Origin of the sequence: Campylobacter sp. RM16192, assembly GCF_004803855.2 — a bacterium.
In the GTDB taxonomy this organism is placed as follows: Bacteria; Campylobacterota; Campylobacteria; order Campylobacterales; family Campylobacteraceae; genus Campylobacter_A.
Window position 1 is genome coordinate 1,748,348 of record NZ_CP012552.1, and the last position, 23,576, is coordinate 1,771,923.

24 protein-coding genes, 1 tRNA gene and 1 pseudogene are annotated in these 23,576 nt (G+C 37.8%); 14 read left to right on the forward strand and 12 right to left on the reverse strand.

Going from position 1 to position 23,576, the window contains the following annotated elements; all coding sequences use genetic code 11:
* Positions 1-28 precede the first annotated feature (28 nt).
* Both CDOMC_RS09320 and proB read right to left on the reverse strand, forming a co-directional pair.
* Positions 29-1,276, reverse strand: a complete 1,248-nt coding sequence (locus tag CDOMC_RS09320) for a glutamate-5-semialdehyde dehydrogenase (protein WP_172129520.1) — start codon at positions 1,274-1,276, stop codon at positions 29-31.
* A gap of 9 nt (positions 1,277-1,285) precedes the next feature.
* The gene (gene proB, locus CDOMC_RS09325) at positions 1,286-2,404 is read right to left on the reverse strand and encodes a glutamate 5-kinase (protein ID WP_172129521.1); all 1,119 of its coding nucleotides are present in this window, start codon (positions 2,402-2,404) and stop codon (positions 1,286-1,288) included.
* A gap of 95 nt (positions 2,405-2,499) precedes the next feature.
* On the opposite strand from proB, the gene nhaA reads away from it, so the two are divergent.
* From nhaA to infC, 8 genes are all read left to right on the forward strand, one after another.
* The gene (gene nhaA, locus CDOMC_RS09330; protein WP_172129522.1) at positions 2,500-3,690 is read left to right on the forward strand and encodes a Na+/H+ antiporter NhaA; all 1,191 of its coding nucleotides are present in this window, start codon (positions 2,500-2,502) and stop codon (positions 3,688-3,690) included.
* A 148-nt stretch (positions 3,691-3,838) separates the two neighbouring features.
* Positions 3,839-4,993, forward strand: coding sequence for an ABC transporter substrate-binding protein (locus CDOMC_RS09335; protein WP_172129523.1), 1,155 nt, complete (start codon positions 3,839-3,841; stop codon positions 4,991-4,993).
* On the forward strand, positions 4,983-6,023 hold the full coding sequence (locus tag CDOMC_RS09340; protein WP_172129524.1) for a FecCD family ABC transporter permease: 1,041 nt from the start codon (positions 4,983-4,985) through the stop codon (positions 6,021-6,023). The genes CDOMC_RS09335 and CDOMC_RS09340 overlap by 11 nt, the downstream gene beginning before the upstream one ends.
* Positions 6,020-6,793, forward strand: a complete 774-nt coding sequence (locus tag CDOMC_RS09345; protein ID WP_172129525.1) for an ABC transporter ATP-binding protein — start codon at positions 6,020-6,022, stop codon at positions 6,791-6,793. Before CDOMC_RS09340 ends, CDOMC_RS09345 begins: the two co-directional genes overlap by 4 nt.
* 48 nt (positions 6,794-6,841) lie before the next feature.
* On the forward strand, positions 6,842-7,303 hold the full coding sequence (locus CDOMC_RS09350; protein WP_172129526.1) for a DUF523 domain-containing protein: 462 nt from the start codon (positions 6,842-6,844) through the stop codon (positions 7,301-7,303).
* 198 nt (positions 7,304-7,501) lie between these two features.
* A tRNA-Val gene (locus CDOMC_RS09355) sits at positions 7,502-7,577 on the forward strand.
* A 471-nt stretch (positions 7,578-8,048) separates the two neighbouring features.
* The gene (gene thrS / locus CDOMC_RS09360; RefSeq protein ID WP_172129527.1) at positions 8,049-9,869 is read left to right on the forward strand and encodes a threonine--tRNA ligase; all 1,821 of its coding nucleotides are present in this window, start codon (positions 8,049-8,051) and stop codon (positions 9,867-9,869) included.
* A complete protein-coding gene (gene infC / locus CDOMC_RS09365) occupies positions 9,866-10,381 on the forward strand; it encodes a translation initiation factor IF-3 (RefSeq protein ID WP_172129528.1) in 516 nt (171 codons plus the stop codon). Before thrS ends, infC begins: the two co-directional genes overlap by 4 nt.
* 92 nt (positions 10,382-10,473) lie before the next feature.
* On the opposite strand, the gene CDOMC_RS09370 is transcribed toward infC, so the two are convergent.
* Positions 10,474-11,004, reverse strand: a complete 531-nt coding sequence (locus CDOMC_RS09370; protein WP_172129529.1) for an isoprenylcysteine carboxyl methyltransferase family protein — start codon at positions 11,002-11,004, stop codon at positions 10,474-10,476.
* 190 nt (positions 11,005-11,194) lie between these two features.
* On the opposite strand from CDOMC_RS09370, the gene rpmI reads away from it, so the two are divergent.
* The gene (gene rpmI, locus CDOMC_RS09375; protein WP_169975412.1) at positions 11,195-11,386 is read left to right on the forward strand and encodes a 50S ribosomal protein L35; all 192 of its coding nucleotides are present in this window, start codon (positions 11,195-11,197) and stop codon (positions 11,384-11,386) included.
* 91 nt (positions 11,387-11,477) lie between these two features.
* Positions 11,478-11,834, forward strand: coding sequence for a 50S ribosomal protein L20 (gene rplT, locus CDOMC_RS09380; protein WP_169975410.1), 357 nt, complete (start codon positions 11,478-11,480; stop codon positions 11,832-11,834).
* Positions 11,835-12,174: 340 nt separating this feature from the next.
* Here the strand turns inward: rplT and dapF are convergent, their stop codons facing one another.
* Positions 12,175-12,918 carry a diaminopimelate epimerase gene (gene dapF, locus CDOMC_RS09385; RefSeq protein WP_172129530.1) on the reverse strand — a complete coding sequence of 248 codons (744 nt, stop codon included), beginning with the start codon at positions 12,916-12,918 and terminating at the stop codon, positions 12,175-12,177.
* Complete coding sequence (gene coaE, locus CDOMC_RS09390; protein ID WP_172129531.1) at positions 12,899-13,510, reverse strand: dephospho-CoA kinase; 612 nt, start codon at positions 13,508-13,510, stop codon at positions 12,899-12,901. Before coaE ends, dapF begins: the two co-directional genes overlap by 20 nt.
* Positions 13,511-13,583: 73 nt before the next feature.
* On the opposite strand from coaE, the gene purM reads away from it, so the two are divergent.
* On the forward strand, positions 13,584-14,567 hold the full coding sequence (gene purM / locus CDOMC_RS09395; protein WP_172129532.1) for a phosphoribosylformylglycinamidine cyclo-ligase: 984 nt from the start codon (positions 13,584-13,586) through the stop codon (positions 14,565-14,567).
* A gap of 28 nt (positions 14,568-14,595) precedes the next feature.
* Here the strand turns inward: purM and CDOMC_RS09400 are convergent, their stop codons facing one another.
* From CDOMC_RS09400 to ung, 5 genes and pseudogenes are all read right to left on the reverse strand, one after another.
* Complete coding sequence (locus CDOMC_RS09400) at positions 14,596-15,999, reverse strand: alanine/glycine:cation symporter family protein (RefSeq protein WP_172129533.1); 1,404 nt, start codon at positions 15,997-15,999, stop codon at positions 14,596-14,598.
* Positions 16,000-16,128: 129 nt separating this feature from the next.
* Positions 16,129-17,316: a replication-associated recombination protein A gene (locus CDOMC_RS09405; protein WP_172129534.1), complete on the reverse strand. Its 1,188-nt coding sequence runs from the start codon at positions 17,314-17,316 to the stop codon at positions 16,129-16,131.
* A 143-nt stretch (positions 17,317-17,459) separates the two neighbouring features.
* Positions 17,460-17,971 (reverse strand): annotated as a pseudogene (locus tag CDOMC_RS09410) (pyridoxamine 5'-phosphate oxidase family protein).
* The gene (locus CDOMC_RS09415; RefSeq protein WP_172129535.1) at positions 17,968-19,464 is read right to left on the reverse strand and encodes a hypothetical protein; all 1,497 of its coding nucleotides are present in this window, start codon (positions 19,462-19,464) and stop codon (positions 17,968-17,970) included. Before CDOMC_RS09415 ends, CDOMC_RS09410 begins: the two are co-directional and overlap by 4 nt.
* Entirely contained in the window at positions 19,457-20,170 is a 714-nt protein-coding gene (gene ung / locus CDOMC_RS09420; protein ID WP_172129536.1) for a uracil-DNA glycosylase, read from the reverse strand. Before ung ends, CDOMC_RS09415 begins: the two co-directional genes overlap by 8 nt.
* 120 nt (positions 20,171-20,290) lie before the next feature.
* Between ung and CDOMC_RS09425 the strand changes: the two genes are divergently transcribed.
* The 3 genes from CDOMC_RS09425 to CDOMC_RS09435 all read left to right on the forward strand — a co-directional run bounded on the left by CDOMC_RS09425 (position 20,291) and on the right by CDOMC_RS09435 (position 22,663).
* Positions 20,291-20,848: a YbaK/EbsC family protein gene (locus tag CDOMC_RS09425; protein WP_172129537.1), complete on the forward strand. Its 558-nt coding sequence runs from the start codon at positions 20,291-20,293 to the stop codon at positions 20,846-20,848.
* A 70-nt stretch (positions 20,849-20,918) separates the two neighbouring features.
* On the forward strand, positions 20,919-22,064 hold the full coding sequence (locus tag CDOMC_RS09430) for an iron-containing alcohol dehydrogenase (RefSeq protein WP_172129538.1): 1,146 nt from the start codon (positions 20,919-20,921) through the stop codon (positions 22,062-22,064).
* 44 nt (positions 22,065-22,108) lie between these two features.
* Positions 22,109-22,663 (forward strand): flavin reductase family protein, encoded by a 555-nt coding sequence (locus CDOMC_RS09435; protein ID WP_172129539.1) that lies wholly within the window; start codon positions 22,109-22,111, stop codon positions 22,661-22,663.
* Here the strand turns inward: CDOMC_RS09435 and CDOMC_RS10210 are convergent, their stop codons facing one another.
* Both CDOMC_RS10210 and CDOMC_RS10215 read right to left on the reverse strand, forming a co-directional pair.
* Positions 22,664-23,065 carry a restriction endonuclease gene (locus tag CDOMC_RS10210; protein WP_236861315.1) on the reverse strand — a complete coding sequence of 134 codons (402 nt, stop codon included), beginning with the start codon at positions 23,063-23,065 and terminating at the stop codon, positions 22,664-22,666.
* Between the two features lie 56 nt (positions 23,066-23,121).
* Positions 23,122-23,571 (reverse strand): winged helix-turn-helix domain-containing protein, encoded by a 450-nt coding sequence (locus CDOMC_RS10215; RefSeq protein ID WP_236861316.1) that lies wholly within the window; start codon positions 23,569-23,571, stop codon positions 23,122-23,124.
* Between the last annotated feature and the right edge of the window lie 5 nt (positions 23,572-23,576).

Below are 23,576 nucleotides of genomic sequence, written 5' to 3' on the forward strand. Positions count from 1 at the left end.
AATTATGCTAAAAATTGCGCATACTAAACTAACGAATTTGTCCGCTTCCTCGCACAATATATTTCGTAGTTGTTAGCTCTCTAACCCCCATCGGTCCTCTTGCATGTAGCTTTTGAGTAGAGATTCCTATCTCTCCACCAAAGCCAAATTCCCCGCCGTCGCTAAATCTAGTGGATGCATTTGCATAGACGACCGCGCTATCTATCTCGTTTAAAAACTTCTCTATATTTTCGTAATTCTCGCTTAAAATACTATCTGAATGTCCGCTTGAATGAGAATTTATATACTCTATCGCCTCATCTACTCCGCTTACCATCTTTACGGTCAAGATAAGATCTAAAAACTCCGCTCCAAAATCATCATCGCTAGCAAGCTTTACATTATCAAATCCATCATAATTTTCAAAAAGCAAATCTTGCAAACGGATTTGAACATTATCAAGCTCACTAATTAAATTTGGCAAAATTTTATCCACCACACTATTATGAAGCAATACGCACTCTACGGCATTACAAACACTTGGACGCTGAGTTTTGGCATTTTTGATTATCTTTACGGCAATATCTAAATTTGCACTCTCATCCACATATATATGGCATACTCCCGCACCCGTTTCAACAACAGGGATAGTTGAGTTTTGTATGATAAATTCTTTGAGATTTTTGCCGCCTCTTGGTATCAAAACATCTATAAATTCGTGCATCTTTATCATCTGATTTACCACTTCACGATCAGTTGATTCAATTAATTGTACAGAGAATTTTGGAAGCTTAAACTTTGATCCAACCTCATTAAATAAATTTACCAAAAATTTATTTGAGTTTATCGCATTTGCAGAGCCTCTTAAGATGACAGAATTTGAGCTTTTAAGAGCTAAGGCAGCTGCGTCTATGGTTACATTTGGCCTAGACTCATAAATGATACCTACGACACCCAAAGGCACGCGGATTTTAGAAATTTGCATGCCGTTTTTATGCCTCCATCCATCTAAAATCTCGCCGATAGGATCTGTAAAATTAGCCAGCTCTATCACACCTTGAGCCATAGCCTCTATCCTAGCATCACTTAATGTTAAGCGATCAAGCAAAACAGGAGTTAAGCTGGCCTTTTTTCCGCTTTCGATATCAAGCAAATTAGCCTTTTTTATCTCATCTTTTTTCAATAAAATTTCATTTGCAACAGCTCTTAACATCCGATTTTTATCTTCGCTTTTAAGGCTCAAAAGCTCTCTGCTGGCAGCTTTTGAGTTTTTAGCAATTTTTAAAATTTCATCCATACCACCCTCCTAAACTAGCAGCAAATTATCAATATGCACGATATCATCGTCATATTTATGCCCTAAAATTTCCTCTATCTCCTCGCTCTTTCTGCCCTTTATTAACATAATTTCACTTGAAGAGTAGTTGCTAATACCCTTTGCTATAAGCTCGTCTTTACTGTTTAAAATTTCGACTATCTGACCGCGCTCAAATTCTCCGCTAATTCCTTTTATGCCTACACTTAATAGACTCTTACCGTTTTTTAGCGCTTTAGCTGCACCCTCATCGATAATTATTGTGCCTTTTTTGCTTGTGCCATATCCCAGCCAATACTTACGCGAACTAATCTTCTTGTCCTGCCTTAAAAACAGAGTTCCTATCTCCTCGCCTTTAACGGCTCTTATTATATTCTCAGGATTTTCGCCATTTACGATAATTAAATTTGTGCCTATTTTGGTTGCCATCTGGGCGGCTATTATCTTCGTTTTCATGCCGCCTGTACCAAATTTACTCCCCTCACCCTGAGCCATACTCTTAATATCTTCATTAATATCTTCAACTAATTTTATAAATTTAGCATCCTTATGAACATTTGGATTTTTATCGTATAGTCCGTCTATATCGCTTAAAATTATTAACAAATCAGCATCTATAAGTCCAGATACAAGAGCGCTTAAGGTATCATTATCACCAACTTTTAATTCATCGCTTACGACAGGGTCGTTTTCATTTATAATAGGAATTATGTTTTTAGATAAAAGTGTGCCGCATACGTTTCTAGCATTTAGATATCTATTTCTATCGCTAAAATCTCCGCGAGTTAGAAGCAGCTGAGCTATAGTCTTGCCATGCGCCCAAAATAAAATTTGATACAAATGTATTAAGGCAACCTGTCCTACCGATGCCAAAGCCTGCTTCTCATTTAGTGTCTTTGGGCGCTCATTTATATTAAGCTCTCCCATTCCTGCACCAACGGCCCCGGAGGTCACAAGAGCCACCTCAAAGCCCTCATCCGCAAGGCTGGCTATGCTTGCTACTATGCGCTTAATCTTCTCTTCGTTTAGTTTGCCGCTAGATTTAGTAAGAGTAGATGTGCCTACTTTTATTACAACTCTTTTTATATCTTTTAACGCTTCTCTACTCATTTTTTACCTTAAATTTTAAAAAAATTATATCTAAAAAAGCCTTATTTTAATTTTTTAATGTTAATATAAAAGATTAAAAAAACCAGGAGGTAATAATGAGTGGAATAAAGGGTGGAATAAAGAAATTTCTACAACATCAAGCCAGTTCCGGCATTATATTGATGATCGCTACAGTACTTGCACTAATCTGTCAAAATACTTTTTTAAGTCATTTTTATAATGAGTTTTTACGTACTCCTTTTAGTGTAAGCTTTGGCGAATACGGTCTAAATAAACCATTAATTCTTTGGGTTAATGATGGTCTTATGGCAGTATTTTTCTTCCTTATAGGACTTGAGCTTAAGCGTGAGGTTATAGAGGGAGAGTTAAGAGATCCAGCTCAAATAGGACTTCCTATAATAGGCGCTGTTGGTGGAGTTATATTGCCGGCTATAATATTTTGGATGTTTACAAAAGATGACAGTTTTGCTCTTAGAGGATGGGCTATACCTACAGCTACAGATATAGCATTCGCTCTTGGGATTTTAAGTCTGCTTGGCTCAAGAGTGCCAACTAGTCTTAAGGTCTTTTTGATGACCCTAGCCATTATAGACGACCTCTGTGCAATCGTTATCATAGCCTTATTTTACACAAGCAAACTAAGCTTGGCTTCACTACTTATCTCGGGAAGCTGTCTAGTAGTGCTTTTTGCATTAAATAGACTGGGGGTTAAGAGTAAAATAGCCTTTTTGGTTGTCGGTCTAATACTTTGGGTAAGTGTTCTAAAATCAGGCGTTCACGCAACTATCGCAGGCGTTGTGGCTGCATTTTTTATACCTCTTAGTTTTAAAGACGAGCCAAACAAATCTATGCTAAAAAATATAGAACATGATCTTCACGGCTGGGTAGCATTTGCTATCTTGCCTATATTTGCTTTCGTAAACGCAGGTGTTTCACTTAAAGGCATAGATATAGCGCATATCCTATCGCCTGTGCCTCTTGGTACTATCCTTGGACTATTTATAGGTAAGCAAATCGGAGTATTCAGCTTTAGCTTCTTGGCTATAAAATTTGGGTTTGCAGGACTACCAGATAAAGCAACCTACAAACAACTATATGGAGTAGCGATACTTTGTGGGGTCGGCTTTACAATGAGTCTATTTGTAAACGGACTCGCATATCACGACTCAGACGCTTTCGCACATACCGATAAGCTAGCTATCTTATTAGGATCATTTATATCAGGTGTTATAGGCTATATAATGCTTAGGTTCACAACTAGCCCAAATGCAAGCAATAACGACTAATCTAAAAATCCAAACCTGCCATTTTTGGCAGGTTTGACCACTTTATAAATAACACAAATAATAAATCAATATTCTTAAATAATATTAAATATTTTTTTATCATACTTTGGCTACTATTTTGATATTTCAAAATAAAGGAGCGCTTTTGATGAAGTTTTTCATTTATATTTTAATGATTTTCAATCTGGCATTTGCTAAAGATTTTTTAGTAAAAGACATGCGTGGAGTAGATGTCAAAATTTCTGACTCTCTTACAAAAATAGCTACTATAGACGATGGCTTTGTAGAGGGAGTAATGACACACCTTGGAGTTATAGATAAGGTCAAGGTAATAGGCTCATGGTCTATGAAGAGAGATTATAAGTATAGCTTTACTAAAATTTCAGGTGAAACATATACTCTTCGTGGCTGGAATACGATGAAATATCTTCATCCTTGGCTTAATGACCTACCTTGTATAAACTCTCCTCAAGGGAATGTTATAAATTTCGAAGAGCTTGCAAATACAAATCCGCAGCTTGTAATACTAAGAGTTGGAGACTGCACCCTAAGAGGCTCAAATAAAGATGCCGTTGATAAAACTATCTCTACTATAGAGGCTCTTGGATTACCGCTTGTAGTAATTTACGCTCCAAAAGGTACCGAAATTGCAACAATGAAAGATGAGATGAGAGTGTTGGGCGAAATTTTCGGACAAAAAGAAAAGGCTTTAAAGCTCTTTGACTACCTAAATAAAACTCAAATTTTAATAGAAGAGAGAACTAAAAATTTAAAAGATAGCGAAAAAGTAACAATGCTATACATGGGACTTAACCCAAATGTACGCAAAAATGGCGGCGTAGCCACTGCGTTTGGAGTCAATACCCCGGAATCATTTATTATAGAAGGTATAGCAAATGCCAAAAACGCATTTAGGGGCGATGGAACTAACATTATCTTAAGCACTGAGCAACTTTATGCAATAAATCCTGATGCGATAGTGCTTCCTACCTCAAACGGCTATCATCCTGCAAGCGAGCTTCTGGACTCTCCTGACTTTGAAAAGCTTGGCGAGCTAAAAGCGGTGCAAAACAAGCGCGTATATGCGATGCCTTGGTCGCCGATGAACTGCGCTAGACGCGTCGAATACCCTATCGACATGCTAATCATCGCAAAAGCTGCGTATCCAAAGCTATTTAGCGACATCAAGGTTCATGAGTTCGTGCTTAAATTTTATAAGGACGTTTATGGCGTAGATGAGGCTACGGCTAAGGCGCTAAGAAGCGAGCAAATTTTAGACTGGACCGTGGAAGATGACTTCTAGCGAGCGTGCTAAGTCAAAATTTAAATCAAAATATGTATTTTTAATATTTCTTGTCGCGATGCTTGCCGTTTGCATGGTAGCAGCACTCATGCTTGGGGATTATAAAATTTCCGTCAGCAAGATAATCGGCGTGCTTGGACTTAAGCTTTTTGATTTAGAGGCTTCAGGTATCAGCAGGATGGATCAGATCGTAGTTTTTGACATCAGGATGCCTCGAATTTTAACCGCAGCGATTATCGGCTTTGCCTTATCAAATGCAGGCGCCGTGTATCAAGCCTGTTTTAGAAATCCGCTTGTCGAGCCGTTTATCCTAGGAGCCAGCTCGGGAGCTGCGCTTGGAGCGGCATTTGGGATTATATTTGCTGGATTTTTCCTAAGCATAACGGCAAGCGCTTTTGTGTTTTCACTTTTGGCGGTATTTTTATCATACACATTAGCGCGAAACGGCGGCATAGTGCCTGTGGTGGGGCTTATACTTTCAGGCGTGATCGTAGGCTCGATATTTTCGGCAGGTGTTTCTATCATCAAGTATGTAAGCGAGGATGCGCAACTTCGAGAGATAACGTTTTGGATGATGGGTGGGCTATACTACTCCAAATGGGACGCGCTTGGCGAAATTTTAGCAGTCGTTGCGATGTGTTTTGCGGTTTTAAGCGCGCTTTCTTGGAAGCTAAATTTGCTCTCTTTAGGGGATAATCAAGCAAAAAGCCTCGGTATAAATCCCGAAAAATACAAATTTATCTTTATCGTCATAGCTACGCTCATGACTGCAACCTGCGTGGCAAACGTCGGCATAATCGCATGGATAGGGCTTATCATGCCGCATGTGGCAAGGCTTTTAATTGGGCCTGATAATCGCTGGGTGCTACCGATAGCGGGGCTTTTGGGCGCGATTTATCTGCTTATATGCGACACCTTAGCGCGCACGATAACGATGGCTGAAATTCCCGTTGGTATCATCACTTCGCTTGTGGGCGCGCCGTTTTTGATAGTGCTTTTAAGAAGCAAGGCAAAGGAGCTTTTAAAATGAGTTTTTCAAATATGCTTGAAGCTAAAAATTTATCGTTTAGTTATGGGAATTTTGCGCTTAAAAACATAAATTTAAGCGTTAAAAGAGGCACGATCTGCGGACTGCTTGGAGCAAACGGAAGCGGCAAGAGCACATTTTTTAACTGCTGCATGAATTTCTTAGAGCTTAAAGAGGGGGAGATCCTCATCAATTCGCAAAGCTCAAACCGCAAGGACTCATCTTGGCTGGCTAAAAATATCGCTTACGTAGCTCAAAATTTGGAGCTAAATTTCCCATTTTACGCAAAAGATATCGTGCTCATGGGGCGCTCTCCTCACATAAAAAGCATATTTGGTCCAAGCAAAAAGGATAAGCAGATAGTGCGCGAGGCGATGGAATTTATCGGTATATCAGAGCTTGCCGATAAGCGCATGAGCGAACTTAGCGGCGGGCAGCGCCAGCTTGTATTTATCGCGCGTGCTTTGGCGCAAGAGACACCTTTGATGCTGCTTGATGAGCCCACATCCGCGCTTGATTTTAAAAACCAAATTTTGCTTTGGAAAATTTTGCAAAAGATCGCAAGCGAAGGCAAAACGATCATGATATGCACGCATGAGCCAAACCATATATTATGGTTTTGCGATGAGGTCGTGGCGTTTGACAAGGGCGAAGTAGTAGCTAGAGGCAAGGTAAAAGATATCATAAACAATGAGTTTTTAAAGCGAATTTACGGCGATACTTGCAAATTTAAAAGCCTCAAAGAGCGCGATATCATATTTCCGAATTTATAATTTTAACTTCTAAACAGATACAATTGGCTTTAAATTTAGGAATTTAAAGTGAAAGAGAAAATTTTAGTAAGTGCGTGCCTGCTTGGCATAAACTGCAAATACAACGGCTCAAGCAACCAAACAAAAGAGCTTGAGCGCAAATTTAAACATCTTGCTTTGAACTATGAAATTTTATCCGTCTGCCCCGAAGAGCTTGGCGGGCTTGCAACTCCAAGAGAGGTAGCTGAGATAAATGGAGAAAAAGTCTTTACAAAAAGCGGCAAAGACGTAACCGAGCAGTTTTCAAAAGGGGCTAAAATTTGTGCCGATCTAGCCTTAAAAAATGGCTGCAAATTCGCCGTTTTAAAATCTAAAAGCCCAAGTTGCGGAAGCGAATTTATATACGACGGGACATTTAGCAAAACTCTTAAAACAGGCGATGGCTTTACGGCAAGAGCTCTAAAGCAACTCGGTGTAAAAATTTTAGATGAAAATTTCAGTTTAGATGATGAAATAAATTTAATCATCTAGCACATTATTTAAATTTTAAAGCCAGTAATGCTTTTTGGTAGTTGAATCAAATAAAAAATCGCCAAGCACAGTCAAAAAATTACTAAGCAAGATAAATTTTAATAACATAAATCTGCCTTTGAAATTTAAATTTAACTTCTGATAAATAAATTTAAAATAAATTTAACTTTAACTTGCTACAATACACACCTATTTGATGGTCGCGTAGCTCAGCTGGTAGAGCACTACCTTGACATGGTAGTGGTCGGAGGTTCAAGTCCTCTCGTGGCCACCATCTTCATCAAAATAAAATCACAAGATAACATTTAGTTCAAATCTATAAAACATTAAATTTAAATTCTATTTTTCATATTTCAAATACTAAAAATTAAAGTAAAATTATTTTTTAATATAGATAATAAATTTTTGAAATTTAAAAATTAGGCTTGCGGAAAGGCAACCACCCCTTTCCGCAAAAATCGGGAGAAAAATGAATCAAAACAATGCAAAGACGAGATATTGCACGATCCATTTACAAGCCAAATACTAACATCAAATTTCTTAAAGTATAATTAAGTATATTAATAACAATGAGGCTTAAGCAAGTATGTTACAAAAGCTCAAAAATTCAAAATTTAGGCATAAAATTTCAACATAGATAAACCATCGGCAAACAAAATATTAAGTAAAGCTTAAATTCATTTTAGATAAAATCTTACATCATTCTTTTGTTGTTTAAAAGAATATTCGGTAAAAAAGGAAAGACATGAGCGATATAATCGCATACAAACTAAACGGAGAGATAGTTGATACACAAAGTATTGGAGATAATGTAAATTCAGCCGAGCCTGTGTATTTTGATAATTCAAAAGATGCTCTAAATGTCATTCGCCACAGCTGCGCACACCTTATGGCAGAGGCGATCAAGAGCATTTACCCTCAAGCAAAATTTTTCGTAGGGCCTGCGATAGAGGATGGATTTTACTACGATTTTAGAGTTGATGAGACTGGAACCAAGCTTGGCGAAGCTGATTTGGAGGCTGTCGAAGCTAAGATGAAAGAGCTGGTTGAGGCAAAAAAAGATATAGTTAAAACCTGTTTTTCAAAAAAAGAGATAAGCGAGAGATTTAAGGATGATGATCTCAAACAAGAGGTTTTAAAGCGCATTCCTGACGGGCCTGTAAGCATGTATTCGCAAGGAATTTTTGAAGATATCTGCCGCGGACCACACGTGCCAAATACTAAATTTTTAAGATTTTTCAAACTTACTCGCGTAGCAGGAGCCTATCTTGGCGGCGATGAAACACGCGAAATGCTAAACAGAATTTACGGCACGGCATACGCTGAAAAAGAGAGCTTAAAAGAGCATATAAGAGTTATTGAAGAGGCTAAAAAGCGCGATCACCGCAAGCTTGGAACCGAGATGAAACTCTTTACGTTTGATGATGAGATCGGAGGCGGACTTCCGCTATGGCTACCAAACGGCGGAAGATTAAGAAGCAAGCTAGAGCAAATTTTATTCAGAGCTCACAGAGAGCGCGGATATGAGCCTGTGCGAGGTCCTGAAATTTTAAAAGCAGACGCTTGGAAAAAGAGCGGACACTACGTAAACTACAAAGAAAATATGTATTTTACAGTTATCGACGAGCAAGAATACGGCATAAAGCCGATGAACTGCGTCGGACACATCAAAGTATATCAAGACGAAATTCGCTCTTACCGCGACTTGCCACTTAAGTTTTTTGAATACGGCGTAGTGCATCGCCATGAAAAAAGCGGCGTTTTGCACGGACTTTTCAGAGTTCGCGAATTTACGCAAGATGATGCACATATATTTTGTATGCCAAGCCAGATAAAAGAAAATATCCTTGAAATTTTAAGCTTTGTAGATAACATCATGCAAAATTTCGGCTTTGAATACGAAATGGAAATTTCAACAAAGCCAGCTAAAGCGATCGGCGATGACGCCATCTGGGAGGTCGCAACTCAAGCGCTTAAAGACGCTCTTGATGAAAACGGATTTAAATACGGTATCGACGAAGGCGGCGGAGCGTTTTATGGACCAAAGATAGACATCAAGATAACAGACGCGCTTAAACGCAAATGGCAGTGCGGAACGATTCAGGTTGATTTTAACCTACCTGAGAGGTTTGAACTTGGCTACATCGACAGCAACAACGAGCGCCAACGCCCTGTAATGCTTCACCGCGCACTACTTGGAAGCTTTGAGAGATTTATAGGAATTTTGATAGAGCATACAAGCGGAGAGTTGCCGTTTTTCGTAGCGCCTACGCAGGTTGTGGTCGTGCCAATTAGCGACGCACACTTAGACTACGCAAAAGAGATAGCACAAGAGCTTAGAAGAATAGGCGTTGATAGCGAAATTTCAGGCAAAAACGAAAGCCTAAACAAACGCATTAGAAGTGCTGAAAAACAACGCGTACCTATGATCATAGTACTTGGCGACAACGAAGTGGTAAACCGCACGGTAGCGCTAAGAGATCGCAGAAGTAGAGAGCAAAAAGATATGAAACTAGACGAATTTACCAATTTATTAAAGGAGAAACTGAGTGAGGTACATTTTTGAGTAAAGAAGAAGTATTGCTCAACGAAGATATAAGAGCGAGTGAAGTAAGATGTGTCGGTGATGACGGCACAAGCTATGGCGTTATCTCAAGAGATGAGGCTTTAAAAATCGCTGAAAAACAAGGGCTTGATCTAGTTTTGATCGCGCCTGATGCAAAGCCACCTGTTTGCAAAATCATGGACTACGGAAAATTCCGTTACCAACAAGAAAAAAAGCAAAAAGAGGCTAAGAAAAAGCAAAAAGTTATCGATGTTAAGGAGATAAAACTATCGGTAAAAATAGCTCAAAATGACATAAACTACAAAGTAAAACATGCGCTTGAGTTCCTTGAAGAGGGCAAGCACGTGAAATTTAGAGTGTTTCTAAAAGGTCGCGAGATGGCAACTCCAGAAGCCGGTGTCGTCATGCTTGAAAAAGTTTGGGAGATGATTAAAGAAGCAGGTAATAGAGATAAAGAGCCGATGATAGAGGGCCGCTATGTCAATATGCTTGTAACACCAAAAAAAGGTTAATCAAATATGACATAAGCCCTTTAATTAGGGCTTATGTCATATTCAAATTTGCTTCTTAAATTTTAAGCAATATTCCTATGTAAATTTATCCACTAAATTTTACTATTTGGAATGATAACTTCGGCTATCAGGCGATTTTCTTCCTCTATCCTCTTATAAAGTACAAACGCATAAAACGGCAAGATAAACACAGCCGAATAAAGTGCATGACAAAGCAGAGCAAGTCCGATAAGCTCAGGCACGATATTTAAGAAATAATTTGGATGTTTAACAACTCTAAAAAGCCAGTGGTCGTTAAATTTATGCTCGTTTGCTATCATGAGCTTAACTGTCCAAATTCCTTTTAAAAGCTGCGTAACTACATATAACATAACTAAAGCAAACGCCACAAGCACACATCCTAAAAGCCCTTGTATATCAAGCTCAGCTCGCCTTAAAACAGCTTCAACAAGGCATGAAAAATAAAATAATATATGCAAGATTGTAAGTCTTTTTGAGTTTTGCACTCCATACTCTCTGCCGCCATTTGCAAGTATCGCCTGCTCGTTTTGCTTTGAAACTTTAAGAAACGCGAGCCTTATGATAAATATCACGACAACGATAATAACAACACTATAATCCATAAATTTTGCCTTTAAAAATAAAATCAAAGCGCAAAAGATAGCAAATTTACCCTTAAATTTTTAGATTATCTAAGAATTAAATAAGATCAATTTTGTAAATACAATTTTATAAAATTTAAATTCTTTAAAGAAATTTTAGGTATAATCCATCTCTTACCTTAAGAGTAAGAAAAATTTTAAAAGGATTAGTATGCCTAAAATGAAGTCAGTTCGTGGTGCTGCTAAACGTTTTAAAGTGGGTAAAAATAAGATTAAAAGAGGCTCAGCATTTAGAAGCCACATTTTAACTAAAAAATCTCGCAACAGAAAAAGAGATTTAAGAAGCCCTCAATACGTTGATAGCACGAATGTTGCAAGCGTTAGATCAATGCTTTGCATGTAAGTTTAAGTTTTTGACACAAGGTCATTCAAACTCCCCCAAATTTAGGGGCAAGATTCGCTTAGCGAACGCCAATTTCTAAAAAAGGATAAATATGGCAAGAGTAAAAACAGGCGTAGTTAGAAGAAGACGCCATAAAAAGGTATTGAAGCTAGCTCGTGGCTTTTACAGCGGTAGACGCAAACACTTTAGAAAAGCTAAAGAGCAGTTAGAAAGAAGTTTAGTATATGCTTACAGAGACAGACGCGCGAAAAAACGCGACTTTAGACGTCTTTGGATAGTTAGAATCAACGCTGCTTGCAGACTAAATGATATCAGCTATTCACGCTTTATAAACGGTCTTAAGAAAGCAAATATCGAATTAGATAGAAAAATTTTAGCCGATATGGCTATGAATGACCCAAAAGCTTTTGCACAAATTGCTTCACAAGCAAAGGCTGCTTTAAAATAATTTCAAATTTCTCGCTCGCTTGGGCGAGAAATTCTTCTAACTCCAACTTTTATACATCATTGCAATGAATATTAATAAAAATGAATATTAATAAAATGGAAAAACTGCTAAATTCTCTATTTCTCAAAAGTGCAAAGCTGGTTTGAATAGCTCTCTACCCTCTACATGAACAACATTAATTTTTAACTACTGACACTTTTAAAGACTACAGCATAAACATGTTTTTATTTTATCCAGTACTATCACCACACTAAAAACAGAAACCAAAATCAATAATCATACTTTGTCAAATCAAGCTATCACATGCAGGCTAACGGCAAGAAGCAAACTAGGCCAAATTTTACTCCATAAAATTCGCATCAAAGCAGTGTCTTACCTTGCCTTTAAAAAATATCTTTTCATCATTAAGTCTTAAACCAAGCTCTTCACCACTCTTTGGAAAGACAGAAATTTGCTCTTTTAAACCCAAATTTTTAACTCCGGCATAAAAGCATGCTGCCATACCGGTTCCGCAAGCATTTGTCTCAGCCTCAACTCCGCGCTCATAGGTTCTAACAAGTAAATTTCCGCCCTCAACTTTGGCAAAATTTACGTTTGCATTACGGTTTTGACGCATTTTACGAGCTAAATTTAGATCAAATTCACTCAAATCCTCACAAAAACTAACAAGATGCGGCACACCCGTATCATAAAAGTACCACTCTCGCCCTTCCTCACTAAATTTATCCGCTAACTTAACCGGACTTGTTAGTTCAACCTCCACCATATCGCCGCTTACGCTACCTCTAACGCTTCCTGCGCCTGTGGCTAGCGTTATATTATTTGCGTTAGTTAGTTTGTTAGTAACGGCATATAAAAGCGCCACACGAGAGCCGTTACCACACATTGCCGCATAACTTCCATCGTTGTTATAAAACTCCCATTTTATGCCGTTTTCAAAAGGAAGTAGCACGATAAACCCATCAGCTCCTATGCCGTTAAATCTATCGCAAAGTCTTTTAGCTAACTCGCTTCGATCCTCACTAACAAAAGTGTGAAATATAACAAAATCATTGCCGCTTGCGTTATACTTTGATACTCTCATATCTGCCTTTCAAATTTCTTAAAAACTCCTCAGTTTGCGCCTGTAAATCTCTTAAATTTCCGCTATTATCTATAACAAAGTCAGCCATTTCGCGCTTTATTTCTATATCCATTTGAAGCTCTACTCGCTTTTTAGCCTCTTCATAGCTTAAGCTATTTCGCTTCATCACACGCTCTATAAGTGTTTTTGTAGGCGCATAGACAACTATAATTTGCTTAAATTCAGCCTTACCAAGCCCTTCAAAATAAAGCGGAATATCAACAAAATAAGGCAAATTTTTAGCTTCAAGCTTCGTGCAAAGCTCATAAATTTTTGCATTTATCCTTGGATGAAGCAAATTTTCAAGCCATTTAAGCGCCTCTTTATCATTAAATACGATTGCGCCGAGCTTTTTTCGATCTATCTTGCCTTGATATAAAATTTCCTCGCCAAATTTCCCGATAACCTCATCTTTGCACGCTTCAAGCTCATCGTGAGATATAGTATCAGCATCGATCACCTCAAAGCCGTGCATCCTAAGAAGGTTTAAAAACGTGCTTTTACCGCTTCCGATTGTGCCGGTAATGACAAAAGCATTGCTAAATTTCATCAAATTTTGCCTTGGGTTTTTAATTCGATTTTAGCAAGTTTTAGCTAAAATTAGGCAAATTTCAAAAAGGGATAAAATGATAAGCTACAAAGACGCTGGAGTGGATATAGATGCTGGAAACAGCTTTGTTGAGGAGATCAAACCATACGTAAAATCAACCTTTACTCCGCTAGTCTTAGGCGGTATCGGGTCATTTTCAGGCGCTATAAAACTACCAAGTGGATATAAAAATCCTGCCATTTTAGGCGCAACCGATGGAGTTGGAACCAAGCTTCGCCTCGCAATAGACGCAAACAAATTTGATACAGTTGGTCAAGATCTCGTGGCAATGTGCGTAAACGACCTTATCTGCAACTTCGCTACTCCGCTTTTTTTCCTAGACTACTACGCAACGGCAAAACTTGATATAAATAGCGCAGTAACCGTAGTTAAAGGCATCGCTGAAGGCTGCAAGTTAGCTCAGTGCGCACTTATCGGGGGCGAAACTGCCGAGATGCCATCCATGTATGAAGGCAAAGACTTTGATCTAGCCGGCTTTGCGGTAGGCATGGCGGAGATAGATGAGATAGATAGAAGCAAATTCGTAAAAGAAGGCAACGTGCTAATAGCGCTTCCAAGCAGCGGGCTTCACTCTAACGGATTTTCTTTGGCGCGAAGAGTGGTAAGCGAACTGGGGCTTAAATTTGACGACAAGATAGAAGGCAAAGCGCTTATAGATGTGTTGCTTGAGCCAACCAGAATTTATGTGAGCGACTTTTTACGCCTAAAAGACAAGATAAATGCTCTTGCTCACATTACAGGTGGCGGACTGGTCGAGAATTTACCTCGTGTATTTCCTGAAGGACTTGGTGCAAAGATAGAAAAATCAGCCATCAAAACGCCTGAAATTTTTAAAATCATCGCTCAAAAAGTAAACGAAGAAGAGATGATGAGAACTTTTAATATGGGCGTTGGCTTGGTGCTTGTAGTTAGCAAAGATAAGGTTGATAGCGTACTGGCTGATTCTGATGGCTACATAATCGGAGAAGTTGTTAAAGGTAAAGGTGTAGAGTTAGTTTAAAAATTTTGGTGCAAACTCGCACCAAAATTTACTTGATATAATCCTCTTTTACATATTCTTTTTTATTGTCATAATCTTTTACGAGCTTAACAACTATAGGACTAAGAACCAACAATGCAATCAGGTTAGGTAAAACCATAAGCCCGTTAAAAAAGTCCGCAAGCTCCCAAACTAAATTTATCTTAAGAACACTGCCTATAAATACAAATCCAACGACAAAAATTTGAGAAACTCTTACAAATTTAGGACCAAACAGATACCTGACATTTATCTCTGCGAAATAATACCACCCAATTATCGTTGTAAAAGCAAAGAAAAATAGACAAATAGCGACAAATCCATATCCACCGGCGCGACCCAAAATATGAGAAGAAAACGCCTCTTGAACAAGTGCGATTCCAGTTATTACAGCTTTACCATTTTCAAATTCGATAACATTTGAACTAAGCACAACAAAAACCGTGATATTTAATACTATAAATGTGTCCACAAATACCGACATTATGCCTAATACTGCTTGGTCTATCGGGTGCTTAACGTTAGCTACGGCATGTGCGTGCGGAGTTGAGCCCATACCAGCCTCATTACTAAACAATCCTCTAGCTATTCCATACCTCATAGCCATAGCGATAGTAGCTCCAGTAGCCCCGCCCCAAGCCGCAGAAGGATCAAAAGCGGCTCTAAAAATAAGAGATATTACCCCAGGAATCTCGCTAATATTAAAAAATATTATTACAAGTCCTATTATAACATACATTATCGCCATTACAGGAACGATCTTTTCGGCAACTCTTGCTATGGCTTTGATGCCACCTATGAAAATAAGAGCACAAATAATAGCCAAAAAGAGTCCGCTAATCCATTTTGGTATCCCAAAAGCTCCGAAAAAACCGTCAGATATAGAATTAGCTTGCACCATATTTCCCATAAATCCAAGTGCCAGAATGATAGCCAAAGAAAAGAACATAGCTAAAAACTTACCTAATTTACCGCCAAGTCCTTTTGATATATAAAAAGCAGGACCTCCTATGGTGTGACCGCTTTCATCTTTGGTTTTATAAATTTGAGCCAGACAGATCTCGGCAAAATTTGTCGCCATACCTAAAAATGCCGCACACCACATCCAAAATATAGCCCCGGGACCGCCCATAACAAGTGCAGTGGTAGCGCCGACTAAATTTCCCGTACCAACCTGAGCCGCTATGGCAGTAGCAACCGCCTGAAATGAACTCATACCATCTTTTCCTGCGGCATCACCATGCAAAGAAAAATTACAAAAGAGATTTTTCATGCCCATTTTAAATTTAAAAATTTGAATAAATTTAAGCTTAATCGTAAAATAAAATCCAGTTCCGCAAAGCAAGGCGATCAAAAAATAAGGACCCCAAAGAAATGAGTTAAGTTTACTTATAATATCTGTTAAAATTTCCATTATCAATCCATTGTTTAAAGTTTAAGTTAGAGTCAGTGAGTATAGTTAAAAATATATTAAATTTTTATAAATAATAGTAAATATTATTTCTATATTAATGATATAGTGGCATTTATTATTAATTTATACTTATTTCGAGTTAATTTTATGCTTTAATTTCTCAAGCCATTCTTCAAGAGTTTTTTCAAATCCTATGCCGTTACTTTTATAAAATTTAAGCGGTTCTTCTAGGTATTTTTGCTCGACCCAACCGCCAAAACTATGCGGATAAAGATAGTCTCTGGCTTCAGGAGCGGTATTTATAAGATATAGAGGGATTTTCAAAGTAGCTTCGGTCTTTACATATTTCAAAGCCGAATTTATCGCTTTATAGCTTGAATTTGACTTCGGTGAACAAGCTAGATAGATAGCGCATTGGCTTAGGATGATTCTGGCTTCAGGGTAGCCAATTTTACTAACTGCTAATAGCGTGTTAGTAGCCAAATTTAGCGCATTTGGGTTAGCGTTACCCACATCTTCACTTGCAAATATCACCATCCTTCTAGCTATAAAGTCAGCGCTTTCGCCAGCGTCAATAAGCCTTGCAAGATAATATATGGAGGCGTTTTCATCGCTTCCTCGTATGCTTTTTATAAAAGCACTTGCCAAGTGGTAGTGCGTATCATCTTCACTAACTCCTTCACTAACTGCGTTAGCACGAAGTATTTTTAAATTTTCAAGAGTTATGCTAGGGCTTAAATTTAACGCAAATTCAAGTAAATTTAAAAGCCCGCGTGCGTCACCACCGCTACTTTTAAATAGATACTCGCACGCCTCATCATCGATTTCAAACTCAACTTCATTTCTAACGCGGCTAAGCAACTTCTCAAAATCAGCTCTTTTAAGCGGAGCAAATTCAAATAGCATCGAGCGGCTTCTGATACCAGAACTTAATGTAAAGTATGGGTTTTCCGTGCTTGCTCCGATGATTATGGCGTTATAATTTTCCATCGGAACCAAAAGTGCTTCTTGCTGAGTCTTGCTTAGACGGTGAATCTCATCGATAAAAAAAAGCGGCTTATTAAGCGCATTTTCATAGTTTTTAAGTATCCTTCTAAACTCATCTATCTTTAAATTTCCGCCGTCAAATTCGTAAAAATCATAGCTCATCGCCCCAGCCACAGCCCTAGCAAAGCTCGTCTTACCACAACCCGCAGGACCGTAAAATATACTGTGAGGTATCTTTTGATTTTGGATAAATTTTTTAAAAACCTCTACGATCTCAGCCTGTCCGCAAATTTCATCAAGGGTTTTTGGGCGAAATTTTAAAGCAAACATGGCTTTCCTTTATCAAGCGACAGTTATTTTTACTCATTATATTAGAATTTTGATTAAAGCAGGTTTTGAAGTGAAGCTGCAAAAAAGATTTGAAGGCAAATTTATGCCTTCAAATTTGAGCTAAAATTTCGTAAATCAATAATCTACAAAATTTTAGCCTTTGCGCTTATAGATTTTATTTTAAGTTCGTAAATATAAAGATGATTTAGCCCGTGATACGCCGCAGTTTCAAACGCACTCATATATTCAGGCGTATATTTTTCACAAAGTAGCCGTAAGGCTTTGATTTTCTTAGTATCATCAGCGACAAGATAAGCCTTAGTCTCGGCTATCGCGCTTTTGTATTCGGTAGTAAAAACCCTGCTTGCAAGCTTTGCTCCATCATCCTTCATCGCCTCAAATTCAGCTTCGGTATGTTTTGGGACTTTATTATAAGACACGCACACCATCTTAACATCTTTGCCGTCTTTAAAAAGCCTAGCCTTTGAGCCTGCAATCGCGCCGTGTATATAGACACTCATGCCTTCTCTTGCTATAGAGATAGGTATAGAAAATGCTCCACCACTCTCATCTACGCAGCTTATGACGGCATACTCACTGTTATCGATTATCTCAAGTGCCTCTTCGTCGCATAAATTCTATCTTTTCTTCTCATGTTTCCCTTGGCTTTATACCGCTTGTCTCATATATATTTTTCAAAGATTGCATTATAGATTTTAGTGTCTTTTCTTGCTTAATAATTCTTCTATCTTCATTTACATTTAATATTTTTATTAAAAGTTGGTTAATTGAATTTAATTTTAAAAGCATTGACTCTTTGTCAAGGCTCTCAAGATCGTTTGTCTTAAAATAAACAATACAAAAAAATACCCCTATAAAACAGCCAGAAATTACACTAACTAAAGTAATAATACTGCTATTAAAATTTGCAAGAATTTTATTTTGAGATATAAAAAATCCAGTAGCACCAAAAAAAACTATAACAAACAATGAAAACAAAAACACTCGTAAAACCATCAAGCCACCTATACACCTTACTAATGATTTTCTAATACTCCCTCTTTTATTTTCTACTAGTTCTATTTCATCCCAAATATCTTTTTTGTTTAAAAAATTTTTAGATATAAATAAAAATTCGCAACTTTTTCTTCTTTCTAATTTAAAAATTTTTACTCTATCTTCATTGCTTACTCTGTAAATATAATCAGTAAAGTCATAACATATACTTAGAATATCTTTTAATATAGCTTTTGATTTTTCATTTTTAAAGCAAAGTGTGTTATTTTCCCACGATATGTTAAGGCTAGCTCTATATTGTGGTAATTTTTGACAAAATTCTTCTAAACACATATGCCATCCGATAGCAAAGTCGTACTGAGTATCCCATCCTGACTCAATATAATACATAGATTTTAAAGCTATGACTCTTAAATATGCCATCTCTAAATCAAACATATTTTCTATATCAAAAATATTATCAGACAACAATGTATAAAATATAGATTGATAATTATCACATAAAATTTTATCCACTTCATCATTATTAGCAGAATCAATATTTGATTTAATGTCATATATGTATGAATTTAAAAATTTATAATATTTTAAGATATTTATATCTCTTTTTTTAAGCGTCTGTAGTATTAAGCTATTGTTATATGCTATAGCATCATTTACTATTTTCAAAATTTTAGCCAAATCGCTACTCAAAAAGTTACAATCAAAAATTAAAATTTTATAATCTGAGAAAGTTATATCTTTATTTTCTTTAGAATTACAGCCCATAAAAATCTCATCTCTAAGCATTAATAGATCTTGAAAATTACAGCATTTATTTAAGGCACTCTCAAACGACTTTATATTTTTAAAATCAATCTCTAAAATTTTAGTTTTGATGAAAACCATAACATCTTCAAAATCGCAAAAATCATTTAAAAAATCACAAGTGGTCCAAAAATCACCAGCTATTTTTCTTGTCAAACCATCCAAAGATTTGATTAAAATCTCTTTTAAAGGAGCTATGATTTCTGATTTTGTTAACTTTGTAGCTTGTAATTCAATATCTAAAATAGATAAAATTTTATTACCAAATTGCAACTCTTTTTTATAATGGCTTTTTGCTACTTCAAACGAACTTATTTTAAGCATTATTTTTCCTTATAATATTATAATTATTCAAATCCCAATCAATCGCGCTCATGCCTTTGCTAACAAGATAGTCGTTACACTTTGAAAAATGACGCGAACCAAAGAACGCGCCACGAGCTAACGGACTCGGATGAGCGGCCGTTAGTACAAGGTGTTTGTTAGCATCTATAAGCGGCATTTTCGCCTTTGCGGGATTTCCCCAAAGCATAAATACTACATTTTCTTTTTTATCGCTAACGACTCTTATAGCAGCATCGGTAAATTCCTGCCAGCCAAAATTTGCATGCGAATTTGCTTGCCCTGCCCCAACCGTCAAAGTCGCATTAAGAAGCAACACCCCTTGCTTCGCCCAGTAAGTAAGATCGCCCGAATTCGGCTCGCTGATCCCAAGATCATCGTAAATTTCTTTATAGATATTAACCAGACTCGGCGGCACTCGCACTCCGTTTGGCACGCTAAAACTAAGCCCCATAGCCTGACCTGCACCATGATATGGATCTTGCCCGAGAATTACGACTTTCACTTTATCAAAAGGCGTTAGATTAAAAGCGTTAAATATAAGCGAATTTGGCGGATAGACCCTGCCTAATCTCAAAGCACTTATCAAATTTTGTTTTATCTGAGCGAAGTACGGACTTAAAAACTCCTCCTTAAGAGCCTCTTTCCAACCCGCTTCAATCTGAACGTTATTGATATCTATCTGCATACAATCCTCGTTTTAAGCTTTATCCGCTCTAGTTTTCTTAAAATCATAACCAAATTAAGCTAAAATTTCTAAACTCAAATTTAAAATTTAGCGTAAGTTTAAGATTTAAAAAGGAAATTTATGTCAGAGCGAATTTTGAATAAAATCATCACTCTTTTAAACGAAAACAAAGCTGATTTTAGAGTCGTAAATCACGAGCCTGCAGCTACCTCAGAGGCCTCAGCTAAAGCACGCGGCACGCTCATAGGACAGGGAGCAAAGGCTATTGTGTGCGTGATAAAAGGAGTCAGTCCGCAAATTTCAACCACAATCAAAGAAAGCTCTGAAGCGGATCAAACACGTCTAAGTAGTTCTCTTAAAAACTCAAAACATTATGTTTTAGCAGTTCTTCCTGCGGATTATAAAGCGAATTTAGAGGCTATTACTTGCGAATTTGACGGCACTAAAACCTCTTTGGCAAGTCCTGCGGAAGTTAGCGAACTTACAGATTGCGTTATCGGCTCGGTTCCTCCCTTTAGTTTTCATGAAAGACTTGAGCTGATCGTTGATAGCAAGCTGTTTGAGAGGTTTGACGAGATAGCCTTTAACGCGGGCTTGCTTGATCGCTCCATCATCTTAAACACAAAAGACTATAAGCGAATAGTAAAGCCACGAATCGTGAATTTTGCCACTATTTAAATAAAAACATAAATGCGGTAAATTGCAAATTTGTTATAATCAATCTACTTAATACCCAAAAGGAGTGAAAATGTATCATTTTAGCTTTTATAACCCTGTTAGGATAGAATTTGGCGAAGGCAAAGAGCAGCATATCGGAGCTTATATGAAAAAATTCGGCGCTAAAAAGACGCTTTTGCTCTATGGAAGCGAGCGAATCAAGCAGACCGGGTTATTTGACGTAGTGGCAAAAAGCCTAAAGCAAGAGCAGATAGAATTTACCGCTCTTGGCGGAGTTAAGAGCAATCCCGTGCTAAGTAAGGTAAATGAAGCGATCAAAATCGCACGAGAATTTGGCGCAGATAGTGTGCTCGCGGTTGGAGGCGGCTCGGTACTTGACAGCGCCAAAACTATCGCCGCAGGAGCTTGTTATGAAGGCGATGTGTGGGATTTTTTCACAGGTAAAACTCCAAAGACCGCTCTTAAAATTTTTGATATCATAACTCTAGCCGCAACAGCAAGCGAGATGAATAACGGAGCCATCATAACCAAAGAAGAAACAAAAGAAAAGTACGCTATAAGCGGCGAAGCTCTATTCCCTAAAGTTTCCGTGATAAATCCAAAGCTTCAATCAACCGTAACAAGCGAGTATCTAGCCTACTCCGCAAGCGATGTGATAGCGCATTCTATCGAGGGGTATTTCACGGCAAGTATTCATCCTGAAATCATAAATTTGCAAGTTGAAGCTAACATCAAAACGATAATAAAAACAACTGAAATTTTACTTCAAAATCCCGATGAATACGACGCAAGAGGCGAGTTTGCGTGGGCTGCGACAATGGCTTTAAACCACATAACCAGAGCAGGCACGAAGGACATAAGCTTTCCAAATCACATGATAGAGCACGCTATGAGCGCGGTAACGGACTGTGCGCACGGTGCGGGGCTTAGCGTGGTGATGCCTGCATGGATGAAGTGGTATAAAGATAAAAATTTAGCGCAGTTTGAGAGGTTTGGGCGAGAAATTTTTGGCGTAAATTCGGCAGACGAAGGCATACAAGCGCTTAAATCGTGGTTTGATAAGATAGGCACGCCGACAAGCCTTAAACAACTCAACATAGATAAAAGCACGCTAGAAGAGATTATTGATGTCGCCGCACAAAATGCCGTAGCTTGGAGAATGGATAAAATTTACACCAAAAAGACGATAGAGGAAATTTTAAATTTGGCATACTAACGCCAACTAACAATACCGCGTGTTAGCCAAAAACAGGAGCAAAAATGATAAAAAAAGTAGAACTCTCAAAAGCCTATAGGCTGGTAAATACAGGTCCAACCTGCCTGATAAGCGCGAAATTTGATAACATAGAAAATGCTATGAGCGCATCTTGGGTTTGCGCGCTTGATTACGATAAGATAAGCGTAGTTATTGATTCTTCGGCATTTACGCGCTCGCTCATAGAAAAGAGCGGATACTTTGCCGTTAGTATTCCGTGCGAGAAACAAGCAAATTTAATTATGAAGCTGGGCTTAATCTCAAGACATCAAAATGCCGCTAAAATGCAATATGTAAGGCTCTTTTATAAAGACGGCTTTAATGTGCCGTTAGTTAGCGACTGCATAGCTTGGTTAGTATGCAAGGTACTAACAAACAAAGCTAACCAGAGCGAATTTGATCTGTTTATGGGAGAAGTTGTGGGCGCATGGGCTGATACTAGAGTATTTGAAGAAGGTAGATGGAAATTTGACGAGTGCGAAGAGGAGTTAAGAAGCCTTCACTACGTGGCAGGCGGAGAGTTTTACACGCTTGGCAAAAGTATAAACGTAAAGATTTAATCACTCCATAAACTCATCGAAAAAGTCCTTATCAACTTCGCAAATTTCGATATTTTGTCTGACCTGAACGCCTACTTTATACTTTATCATCAATTCAGCAAGTCGCTCACCGTCAATAAGCGCGATAGAATGATCCTGCAAGTTTTTCGCGTAATGCTCGGCATCTTTAGTAAATTTTGAAGTAGTGATGAAAACGCCCTTTTTCGTCTGCTTATCTAAAATAGCTCCTGCAAATTTGTTAAGTTCGGGGCGAGTGATGTTTCCTTGCCAATGCTTTGCTTGAATATAAATTTTAGAAATTCTAAGCTCGTCTTCGTTTATAATCCCATCTATGCCGCCATCGGCTCCGTCCTTTGTGAGTGTGCCTTCTGCGTAACCCATCTTAACCAAAAGATTTTTCACCAAGTCTTCAAAAAACTTAGGGCTCTTTGCATTTATCTCATCTAAAATTTGAGTCTTTAGAAGCTCTTTGAGCGCGATATCAGCACTATCGGGGTTATATCTTTAGAATTTTGATCGGTTGCGGATAACGGCTTATCATGTTTGCTACTTTTATTCTTATTGTAAACTTCATCATACCAAGAGATAAATTTAGCCTCAGAGTTCTTATCGGCGCAAATTTTTCTACCAAATTCTGTTATTTTAAAAGTGCCTCGCCCTATTTTTTGAGCAGGTCTTTTGTTTTTCGGCAAATTCATAATCTCTTGTATAGAGGCAAGATAGCTTAACGCCCAACTAGCCCTACTTACGTGTAAAAGCACTTTGCCGCTTGGTATCTTAAGCTCCTTTTCATCATCGCTAAGTTTAAAATGTTTCGCCGCAAATTCATAAATTTCTTTTCTATCCGCTTCGCTTTTAGTGCTAAGAAATCCGAGTATCGGCAGCATCATCTCTTTGTGACTTGCCACCAATA